A 10,451-nucleotide genomic window follows, 5' to 3' on the forward strand; every position below is an offset into this window, starting at 1 on the left:
CACCCCCACCACCTCGCTCAGGCGATTCAAGGCGCACGCATCATCGAGATCCCCGGCAAGGGACACGCGCTCCCACCTGAGGTGCACACTCCGCTCGTCGCCGCGATCCTGGACCACACCTCAGGACACTGATGCGCAACCGAGCGAAAGGGCGGCCGGGGCCACGGCCCCCGATCCACCTGAGACACCCTCTCAAACGACCAGCTGAGCTTGTTCTTGAACCTCGGTCCGGCCACGGCGGGGTGCTGGCGCTTGATCATCGTGCGGTGTGCTGGTTGCGAGAAGGCCGCTCGTGTCGTTCCCGCGCCCACCGGCGTTCGAAGATCACTCGAACTTGATCTCTGGTTGGCTGCTCAACGGACACGCGGGCGACCTCCGCTGTCTGACCGCGCGCGCGGGGACGAACTGTCCGAGCTTATCGACGCGTTGCTGCGTGCGGATGGCCCGGCGACGCCGCCGGTGGACCTGACGCTGGTGGCCGAGCACCTGCCCGGAGCGCGGGACAGTGGCGAGAACAGCTCGCCGCTCATCCCGTTTCCCTCTTCCATGCCCGTCGCCTACAATGTGTACACCACTTACATTAGGCCTCTATGTAAACGCTGTAGACATAAGAGAGTGTGACCTATGCCGCAGAACAGCGGGTATCACCACGGCGATCTCCGGGCGGCCTGCCTGCGTGCCGCGCGGGAACTGCTCGAGGAGGACGGCAGCGCCGGACTGTCGCTGCGCGCCGTCGCCCGCCGCGCCGGCGTATCGGCCACGGCTCCCTACCGTCACTTCGCCGACCGCGACGCGCTCGTCTCCGGGGTCGCCGCGCAGGGATACCGCGAACTCACCGAGAAGCTGGCCGCGGCCCACCCGTCCCCCTCGACGCCGGACGACCTGGCCGCACTCTCCGTTGTCTACGTACGGTTCGCGCTCGAACACCCGGCGCTGTTCCGGGCGATGTTCGCCGAGCCCTGCGACCCCACCAGCGAAGAACGGGTCGCCGCGACCGCCGTCATCAGGGAGTACGTCCAGGGCATCGTCCGCAGCGCGTTCCCCCACGCCGACGATCCGGCGGCACTGTCGACCACCATCTGGGCCCTCGTCCACGGCCTGGCGTTCCTGCACCTCGACGGCAAGCTCGACAGCTCGACGCCGCAAGTGGTCGCCGAGCAGGTCCGCGCCGCCGTACGGGCCCTGTTCACCGCGCCCTCGGCGATGCCGGGGACCACGGCCGCGTCAGCCCAGGAGACGACCGTCTGAGCGTGTCTCCAGGAGTTCAGCGTGTGACGAGAGGTGAGGCGGGGTCGGGGCGCCGACGGACGTCGCCCTTCAGTCCGTTTCGGGAAGCAGGTCCGCAGGGCCTTCCACTGCCGGGCCGCAGCCGTCGGGAAGGCCCTCGACCACGAATGCGACCGCTTTCTGGGGAGTTTGAGGGCCGTGATCGGGAATGTCTCGCCCCTTGATGGCGCGCATCGCCCTCCAGCCTCCTCCCCACTGGGGGAAGAGGCCGGGGACGTCGTAGGTCCATGGGGGCTGGGTGCAGCGGCTGAACTGCAGACTTCCGTGGCTGATCAACGGAAAGAGGCTCCGGAGCAGCGGGTGCGCGTAGGCCGCTTCGACGATCTCGTGGTCGATCAGGTGATCCGGGAGGTTTCGCACGCGCTGCCATTCGAAGGCAACGGCCTCCCCTCGCTCGTGCGCCAGGGTGAGCTCGTCCATCTTGAGGAACGGCCACCTGGCGCGCAGTTCACCGAGTGGGTCCCCCGCCCGCCACGCGTGTGCGATGTCGATGACGGTCCGCAGCTCGGTGGTTCGGCCGGAGGCCGCGTCCTCGACCTCGGTCCACCGCATCCGCAGGTCGAAGGCCCGCTCGTCCCGGCCGAGGGTCACGACGAAGTCGCCGCGTGGGGCCTCCACCCTCGCGACGATGAGTCGACCGCTGTCCGTCGGGGACTCCGGGGCGCTGACCGCGCCGAGATCCACCTGTAGGTCGGCGGCGGCCTTTTGAAGGGCTGCCACCCAGCTGCCGTTGGCTGCGGCCACTTCCGGATAGAGCAGGGGATCCGGTCGGAGAGCAGGTGGATCTGCCGGGTGAGAGACGTCCATGCCGGTGATTGTCGCGCGTCGCGCGCAGTAGGTGCGTCGCCCGCAGTACCACCAGTGGCGTCCGCAGCCTCGTACGCGCTGGTCCGAGCCCCGCTGACGGGGCGGCAGGTCAGGCGGGGACGGGTTCCCGGTCGGGGTCGTCGAAGGGCGGGTAGTCCTCGCCGCCCCTGCGCTCGGCCGCGTCGATGTACACGATCAGCGCGTCGCGGGACTGCGTGAGCCGGTCCATCTGGTCCTGCAGCCGCTCCAGGCGTGACCGCATCGCGCTCAACAGCTCGGGGCAGCCCGGCAGTTCCGGGACCTCGCCGACCGCGCAGGGCAGCACGTACGCGATGTCCTCGGAGGAGAGACCGGCGCCGAGCAGGTGCCTGATCTGCTTCACGCGCAGGACGGCGCTCTCGTCGTACTCGCGATAGCCGTTCGCGCGGCGCTCCGCTTCGAGCAGCCCCTGGGCCTCGTAGTAGCGGAGCTGGTGGGCGTTCACGCCCGTTCGCCGGCTCAGTTCCCCGATCCGCATCGATTTCCCCCTTGACCTTCACACCGGCCTGAACGTTGACGATCCTGCCATGGACATCAAAACCCCTGCATCTGTGACCGTCATCGGACTCGGCCTCATGGGCCGCGCGCTCGCCGGCGCGTTCCTCAAGGCCGGCCATCCCACCACCGTGTGGAACCGCACGACCGCCAAGGCCGATCAGTTGGTGGCCGAAGGGGCGCGGCTGGCACCCACGGTCGCCGACGCGCTCAAGGCCGGCTCGCTCACCGTCATCTGCGTCACCGACTATCCGGCCCTGTACGAACTGCTCGACGCCGCGGGCGACGTCGAGCTGGACGACATGGTGCTGGTCAATCTCACCTCGGGCGACTCCACGCAGGCGCGGGAGGCCGCCCGCTGGGCCGAGCGGCGCGGCGCGCGCTACCTGGACGGCGCCGTCATGGCCGTCCCGCAGTCGATCGGCACCTCCGAGGCGGTGATCCTGCACAGCGGGCCGCAGGCCGACTTCGAGGCGCACGAGCCGACGCTCGCCGCGCTCGGGACTGTCACGCACCTCGGCCCGGACCATGGGCTCGCGGCCCTGTACGACGTGGCCGGTCTCGCCATGATGTGGAGCGTCCTGAACGCCTGGCTCCAGGGCACGGCCCTGCTCAGGACGGCCGGAGTCGACGCGACGGCGTACGCTCCCTTCGCGCGTCAGATCGCCGCCGGGGTCGCCGAATGGCTGCCCGGGTACGCCGAGCAGATCGACCAGGGGGCCTTCCCGGCCGAGGTGTCGGCACTGGAGACCGACGTGCGGTCGATGGAGCATCTGATCGAGGAGAGCGAGGCACTGGGCGTCAACGCCGAACTGCCCAGGCTGATCAAGGCGATGGCGGACCGCGCGATCGCCGCCGGGCACGGCGCGGAGCAGTACCCGGTGCTGATCGAGGAGTTCAGCAAGCCTCACGAGGGCTGAGCGGCCGGGTCCGAACGGCCCTTTGCGGTCCGGCTCCTCACGTCGAAGGTCCGCCCTCGGCCGAACGTGCACCACCGCCCTTGTTCATCGTCGCCACCGGTCGCAGCGCGAAGAGGCGGGTGAGGGGATGGAAGCGGTAGCGGCCCGGGGCGCGGGACTCCAGGAGTTGCACGTCCACGAGCTGCTCCAGGAGCGCCTCGGCCGTCGCGGGTGTGGTGCCCGTGGCCGCCGCCGCGTCCGGGACCGTCACCTCCCCCTGTGCTGAGGCCAGTAGGGGGAGCGCGCGGGCTGCCGCGCGGCCGTGGGGGCCGCGGACCAGGAGTTCGCGGTGCCCCGCGGCCAGGGCCGCGTGCAGGTCCAGGTCGGCGAAGGAGAGTTCCGCCAGACGGCGGGCGGGGTCGGCGAGCCGGGCGGCGAGTTCCCGCACCGGCCACCGGGGGCGTGCCGCCAGGCGGGCTCCGGCGATGCGCAGGGCCAGGGGAAGGTGCCCGCAGTGGTGTGTGATCACCGCGGCGGCCTCGGGTTCGGCGCTCAGGCGCCCCGGTCCCGCCCAGAGACCGAGCACGGCGAGTGACGCCGGAGGCTGGAGGGGCGAGAGATGGAGGTGGGCGGCGCCGTTCAGGGCAGCGAGGACACCGAGGCTGGTGACAAGGACCGCGCAGCCGGGCGCGGCGGGCAGGAGAGGACGTACCTGCGCGGCGTCCCGGGCGTTGTCGAGGACGATCAGCACCCGCCGTTCGATGAGTACCGTGCGATAGGCCGCCGCCGCGTCCGCCACGCCGCACGGATGCGGCCTCGGCGCACCCAGGGCGCAGAGGAACCGCCGGAGCACGACGGCGGGCGCGACGGGGCGAGCGGCGTCGCGGTGCGGGCCTCGGAGCGGGCCGCTCAGATCGGCGTAGAGCTGGCCGTCGGGGAAACGCTCGCCGAAACGATGGGCCGCGTGCACGGCGAGCGCCGACTTGCCGACACCGCCGGGGCCGTCGAGCGCGACGACGACAGGGCCGCTGCCGTGCGGTTCCGGGCGGAGCACGTCGAGAGCGGCCAGTTCGGCCTCCCTGCCCGGGAGTTCGGGGATGGCCCGCGGTAGCTGGCGAGGGGCTGGTGGGGGCGGGTCAGGGCCGTCGTCGTCGAAGCCCGACGGGTCCACTCGACCGTTGTCCGCGCGGCCATTGTCCGCACGGCCGTTGGAGGCCTGGCGCGAGCGGCGTGCCTCCTCCACGCGGTCGCGGGCCGTCGCCAGGAGGCGCATCTCGCGGCCGGTGGCGCCGAGCAGCTGGACCAGCGAGTCGAAGCGGTCCGTGGGCGGCAGGGTCTTGCCCGAGAAGTAGTCGCCGATGACGCCGTGCGCCCACCCGGTGCGCGCCGACAGCTGGCGATAGGTGAGCTGCGCCCCGCCGTCTCTGCGTGCGGCGCGCCTGCGCAGTTGCCGCAGCAGTGCGGCCAGCGCGTCGGTCGTGTCCACCGAGTCGACCGGACCGATGCCCGCGCCCGCCGCTCGTACTCCCCCGTCCGGCGGATGTCCCGCCGCCCCCGTTCCCGCTGGCACCGTTCCGCGCCCTCCACTCTTCCGCATTGCTGCTCTGCTGCTCTGCTGCTCTTCCGCACTGGTCCGCGCCTGTGCGCGTCGGCTCGTGCCGGACGACCGCACGCCCCTCGTCTCCCGTCTCCCGTCTCCGGTCCCCTGACGCCCGACGCCCGACCGAGACCATCCGGGTCTGTCCGGTGACGCCCGATATCGGGCACGGCCCCCTGATCCGCGGGCCAGCATCCCTTTACCGCTCGGATCCCGGGTCGGGCGACCGGGCCGGCCACACCAGCCGTCGTCAGGCATTCGTGGACGGCCCGCCCGCCGGTTTGGTGCGGATTCCCGTCGCACCCCGGGCACCGGGCGTCGCACACCGCACCACTGGCATCGGACGAAGAAGGAGACACGACCTATATGAGCAGGGTCTGCAACAAAGCACCCAACCTTCCCGACGGCAGCATCGCCGAACAGTCCCTCTACGAGCGGGTGGACGGCCCCATCGCGACCGGCTCGGCCCACTTCATGCGGGCGGGCAGCGAGCTGCACCTGATGCACTCCGACCTGGAACTCAGCGACCAGCGGCAGGCATCCCTGCGGGTGCGCTGCGCGGCCGCCGCCGTCCGGGCCGCCCTGGTGGAGTACAGGACCTCGCACCGCGTCGCCCAGGAACTGGGCTTCTACCCGGTGCACGACGAGCGGCTGCGGGTCGCGGGCGGCGGGACCGCCCCGGTGCGCGAGACGCTCGGCGCCGCGCGCGACGACGACCTGGTCCAGCTGGACCAGGCGGCCATCGAGACCGTCGCGCGCCGCTACGAAGAGGGCGGCGACGAGGCCGCGTACGGCCACTTCGTGGCCGAGCTGACCAGGTTCTCGGTGGCGCTCGACAGCTTCGCCGAGCATGCCGCCGAGGCGCGTCCGGCCGACTGGCAGCGCCTGGCCTGGCAGTTCCTCACTGCGTTCGACCGCATCCGCATCTACGGCCAGGCACTGGCCGTGATCAACATCCTCGGCATGACCCCCAGCGCCGTCGCCGGCGCCTGATACGGAAGGAGGAACAGGACATGAGCGCAGTCTGCAACAAGGCCCTCAGCCTCAGTGATGAGGACCTGCGCGACAAGAAGCAGCTCGCGCAGGCGGCCGGCACCGAACTGACCGCGGCCACCAGCGAGTTGTGCCGGGCCCTGGAACTGGCCGAGCACGGCGACGGTCTCGCCGGTGCGTCGGTGTACGCGGGGGCGGCGCAGGACCGGCTCGGCGGTGCCGCCCGGATGCTGACCGAGGTCGCCGACATCCTCGCCACGAGCAGCCTCACCGAGGAGACGGCCTCGTGGTACCGCAGGATCGACTACGACCGGCTGTACCGCTCGGGGCTCAGCCTGGGCGAGGTGCCGCACACGGCCGAGCTCTGGCAGGCGTTCGCCCAGCAGGCCTCGGCGGGTGGCCCGCTCGCGATCTGCCACGACATGCGCGAGCGCACGGTGGCCGTGGCCGCGCTGATCGGTGACTGGCTGAAGCGGACGGACGACCCGGAGGCCGCGTCGGCGCTGCCGCGGATCCAGTCCGCGATGGCCGACCTGGCCGCGTACGCCCAGCTCGTGGCGTTCGCCAACAAGGTGGAGCCCCGAGACCCGGCGTGGCTGATCCCGCAGGGCGCGGCGGCGTAAGGGTCCACAAACGGAGGTCCGCGCATGGGGGACCTCCGCACACGGAGGAGCGCCGGCGGAGGCCGGCGCTCCTTCTTGTTCGGAAACCGACGGCGGTCGCGAGGGCAGCGGCCGGCGACTCATCGGCGGCTCATCAGAGAAGTCGGCCAAGGGCCGGACACCGCAGCACAACTCGAACTTGGCGGGTTCTGTCCCCTATCCAGCGGTAACCCCTGCGGCAAGATGCGACTCCCCGCGCACCGCAGGGGGCACAACGCCGGAGGGGGATCCATGAAACGCACTTTGCTCGCGCTTACCGCAGCCGTAGGGCTGATGCTCGCCATGCCCGGCACTGCGAGCGCTCACTCGACGGACGATTGGGCCCTGTCGAGCCAGTTCCCCGGAGAACGCGGCTACGGGTATGCCGGGGACTCGCAGAGTCACGTGAGCGGCGTCTTCCAGGGGGTCGCCATGTGGCGGCTCGGCAACAAGGTCTCCCTCAGCACCTACGCCTCCGACACGAAGACGGACGGATACTGCGCGGGGCTGCAGATCCGTTACGAGATCTACGACGGCGGGCAGTGGGCCGGGCACTGGCACTATCGCGACGTTCCCGTGTTCGACTGCACCACGGGCGGTGCGGAGACCGGCGGAGTGATCAAGGAGTACTTCTACAGCAAGTACCCGGTGCGCAACCTGTCCTCGCGCGCCTGCCACGCGGACTCGTCGGGCGGGATCATCCACTGCGAGTCGAACTGGCACGGGCCGATCTGATCCGGATCGCGTCGGTCGGCGGGGCGGCGGCGCCCCGGCCCCGTGGTACCGGGGTGCCGGGGTGCCCCTCAGTGGTAGGCGCGCGCCTGGAGCCCGTACATCTGGGCGTAGAGGCCTCCCTGGGCGAGGAGTTCCTCGTGGCTGCCCGTCTCGGCCACCCGGCCGTGGTCGAGTACGACGATGAGGTCCGCGCCGCGTACCGTCGAGAAGCGGTGGGAGACCAGCAGGGTGACCGTGCCCGGGTTGTCGCCGTTCGGCACGGAGCCGCGTGCGGCCTCGATGTACCGCTCGAAGATGAGGTGCTCGGTCTCCGCGTCCAGGGACGCGGTCGGCTCGTCCAGGATGCGCAGGAGAGGCGCCGGGCGCATGAGGGCCCGCGCCAGGGCCAGCTTCTGCCACTGGCCTGTCGACAGATCGACACCGTGCTCCCAGCGGCTGCCCAGCTGCGTGTGGAGGCCGTCCGGCAGGCTGCCGGGCAGAGTCGCGGCGCCTGCCCGGTCGAGGGCGTCGAGGACCGCCGGCGCATCGCCGATCCGCCGCAGGTCCCCGACACCGGCCGTCTCGCGGACCTCGAACTCGAAGCGTACGAAATCCTCGAACGCGGCACCGAGCCGCTCACGCCACCGTTCCGGGGTGACGGCATCCAGGCGGATGCCGTCGACCCTGATCCGGCCCAGGGTCGGCTCGTACATCCGGCACAGGAGCTTGACCAGCGTGGACTTGCCGGAGCCGTTCTCGCCGACCAGGGCCACCACTCCCCCGGCGGGCAGCCTCAGGTCGATGTCCTGCAGGATCGTCGCCGTCGTGCCCGGGTAGCGGAAGGTCAGGCGCTCGACGGTGACCCCCTGCCGCAGGCGCGACGGCACGGCGGCCGGGCGGCAGGTCGGTGGCGCCGCCGAGGCGGGCTCCGCGGTCGTCGTCGGCGGAGCGCCCGCCCGTTCCGCGTACGTACGCAGCCACCGCAACCGTTCCGCGTTCTGCAGGAGTTCGACGACGGCCCCGGTCGCCTGCACCAGTCCGCCGACGTGCCCTGTGAACCGCCCGGCCAGGACGACGCCGAGCAGGACGGCGCCCAGTGTGGTGCGGCCGGTGACCGCGAGGTGCACGACGAAGGCGACCGCGCCGATCAGGCCGAGCGAGTTGAGCAGCCCGGCGACGCTGCCGATCGCGGCCACCCGCCACTGCGCCCGGCCGGAGACGGCGTCCGCGCGGCGCCGTAACCGACGTGCCCGGGAGCGCAGTTCGGGGCCCGCGTCGAAGACGCGCAGTTCCTTGCCGGCCGACGGTGAGGTGGCGAGGCGGGCCAGGCGGACGGCCAGCCGGTAGTCGGCCGCCGTGGCGTCCTGCGAGCGGGCCAGGACGCCACGCGCGGAGATCTGCAGGCGCAGGGCGAGCGCCCCGATCAGCGGCAGCACAAGGAGGGCCGGGTGGACCGCGGCCAGGAGGACGGCCGTCACCAGGAAGCCGCCGAACTGTTCGAGCAGATTGAGCACCCAGTTGAGCAGGGCCCCCATCGCCAGGGTACGGTCACGCAGCAGGTGGAGCCGGTCCTGGAACGCGGGCGACTCCTGGTGGCGCAGCCCGGGTATGCCCGCCGCTAGCCGGGCCAACAGCCGGTCGAAGGCGAAGCCCACCCGTTCACTCAGCCCGATCCTGGCGCCGATGGCGGCCAGTTCGACCACCTCCCACACGCCGAGGCTCACGACGAGCAGGAACGCCGCCGTCAACGTCGAGTCCAGGACGTGCAGTTGGGCGCCCTCGGCCATGGACCGCAGCCAGAGGGCCTGGAGAGCCGCGAGTCCCGCCGCCGCGGGCACGAGCAGGAGCCCCAGTACCGCCAGCTTCCAGGACTCGCGGAAGGACTCGGCGAGGAGGGAACGCAGGGCGGCGAGCGTGCCACGCCGGGCGGATTCGGGGGCGGCGGGCGGCTCGGCGACCTCGCTCGACGCATCCACCTTGGTCGACGCAGCCGCCTCGACCGGCTCAGCGCCTTCAGTCGGCCCAGCCGCCTCGATCGGGTCGCACACCTCGATCGGGTCGAGCACCTCGGCCGGCTGAGGGATGTCGGTCACGGTACGTACGGCCGGCGGAGTCCCGCACGCGCCATCAGCCCCGTCGCCGTCGAGGTCGGGGGCGAACCGCTCCGCCTGCAACCGGTACATCCGCGCGTATCTGCCGCCGAGCGCCATCAGCGCGTCATGCGTGCCGCTCTCCACGATCCTTCCGCCGTCCAGGACATGGATGAGGTCGGCCTTGCGCACGCCCGAGAAGCGGTGCGAGACCAGCAGGGTCGTGACGCCGCGGCTCGCCGTCAGGAAACGGTCGAAGAAGGCGGCCTCCGCGCGCGCGTCGAGGTGGGCGGTGGGCTCGTCCAGGACGAGTACGGCGCCCGAGCGCGCGGCCAGCAGCGCACGGGCCAGCGCGACCCGCTGCCACTGGCCGGCGGACAGGTCGGCGCCGCCGGTGAACTGCCGGGAGAGCACGGTGTCCCAGCCCGCCGGGAGCATGCGGGGCAGCGCACCACCGCCTGCCTGTTCCAGGGCGTGGCGCAGTGCGCGTGGGTCGTCCCCCGCGCCGGGGTCACCGATCGCCACGTTGTCGCGCAGCGTCAGCGGGTACTTCACGAAGTCCTGGAAGACGACGGAGATGCCCTGACGCCACCGCCGCGCGTCACAGGCCCGCGCGTCCGTGCCGTCGACCGTGATGCGTCCGGCGTCCGGCTCGTAGAGGCGCGCGAGGAGTTTGATCAGTGTGGTCTTGCCGGAGCCGTTCGCGCCGACGAGGGCCACGGAGGCGCCGGCCGGCAGGTTCAGGTCGAGCCCGCTCAGGACGGGTCGGCTCGTGCCCGGATAGGTGAAGTCCACGGATTCGAAGGTGATGGTGTGGCGGGGGCGGTGCCGCGCATCGCCAGGGGGACGGGTGCGGGCCTGACGGCCGGCGCCGGGCGCGCCCCCGTCG

The 10,451-nt window shown here is 71.9% G+C and carries 9 protein-coding genes; 5 read left to right on the plus strand and 4 right to left on the minus strand.

The window, feature by feature from the left end; genetic code table 11:
* The first annotated feature begins 624 nt into the window (after nucleotides 1–624).
* Nucleotides 625–1,248, plus strand: a complete 624-nt coding sequence (locus AOK22_RS33735) for a TetR/AcrR family transcriptional regulator (RefSeq protein WP_055702523.1) — start codon at nucleotides 625–627, stop codon at nucleotides 1,246–1,248.
* A 69-nt stretch (nucleotides 1,249–1,317) separates the two neighbouring features.
* Here AOK22_RS33735 and AOK22_RS40365 read toward each other — a convergent pair whose 3' ends face one another.
* Complete coding sequence (locus AOK22_RS40365; protein ID WP_157872355.1) at nucleotides 1,318–2,094, minus strand: DUF6193 family natural product biosynthesis protein; 777 nt, start codon at nucleotides 2,092–2,094, stop codon at nucleotides 1,318–1,320.
* A 109-nt stretch (nucleotides 2,095–2,203) separates the two neighbouring features.
* A complete protein-coding gene (locus AOK22_RS33745; protein WP_055702524.1) occupies nucleotides 2,204–2,611 on the minus strand; it encodes a MerR family transcriptional regulator in 408 nt (135 codons plus the stop codon).
* Between the two features lie 49 nt (nucleotides 2,612–2,660).
* Between AOK22_RS33745 and AOK22_RS33750 the strand changes: the two genes are divergently transcribed.
* A complete protein-coding gene (locus AOK22_RS33750; RefSeq protein ID WP_055702525.1) occupies nucleotides 2,661–3,548 on the plus strand; it encodes an NAD(P)-dependent oxidoreductase in 888 nt (295 codons plus the stop codon).
* A 37-nt stretch (nucleotides 3,549–3,585) separates the two neighbouring features.
* Here the strand turns inward: AOK22_RS33750 and AOK22_RS33755 are convergent, their stop codons facing one another.
* Nucleotides 3,586–5,013 (minus strand): helix-turn-helix domain-containing protein, encoded by a 1,428-nt coding sequence (locus AOK22_RS33755; protein WP_055702526.1) that lies wholly within the window; start codon nucleotides 5,011–5,013, stop codon nucleotides 3,586–3,588.
* Nucleotides 5,014–5,490: 477 nt separating this feature from the next.
* Here AOK22_RS33755 and AOK22_RS33760 point away from each other — a divergent pair, with 477 nt between their 5' ends.
* From AOK22_RS33760 to AOK22_RS33770, 3 genes are all read left to right on the plus strand, one after another.
* Nucleotides 5,491–6,117, plus strand: coding sequence for a hypothetical protein (locus AOK22_RS33760; RefSeq protein ID WP_055702527.1), 627 nt, complete (start codon nucleotides 5,491–5,493; stop codon nucleotides 6,115–6,117).
* A 20-nt stretch (nucleotides 6,118–6,137) separates the two neighbouring features.
* On the plus strand, nucleotides 6,138–6,740 hold the full coding sequence (locus AOK22_RS33765) for a hypothetical protein (protein WP_055702528.1): 603 nt from the start codon (nucleotides 6,138–6,140) through the stop codon (nucleotides 6,738–6,740).
* Between the two features lie 423 nt (nucleotides 6,741–7,163).
* Nucleotides 7,164–7,493 (plus strand): hypothetical protein, encoded by a 330-nt coding sequence (locus AOK22_RS33770; RefSeq protein ID WP_055702529.1) that lies wholly within the window; start codon nucleotides 7,164–7,166, stop codon nucleotides 7,491–7,493.
* Between the two features lie 68 nt (nucleotides 7,494–7,561).
* Here AOK22_RS33770 and AOK22_RS40375 read toward each other — a convergent pair.
* A partial coding sequence (locus tag AOK22_RS40375; protein WP_157872357.1) for an ATP-binding cassette domain-containing protein occupies nucleotides 7,562–10,451 on the minus strand: 2,890 nt, incomplete at its 5' end.

Origin of the sequence: Streptomyces silaceus (assembly GCF_001419745.1) — a bacterium.
In the GTDB taxonomy this organism is placed as follows: Bacteria; Actinomycetota; Actinomycetes; order Streptomycetales; family Streptomycetaceae; genus Streptomyces; species Streptomyces silaceus.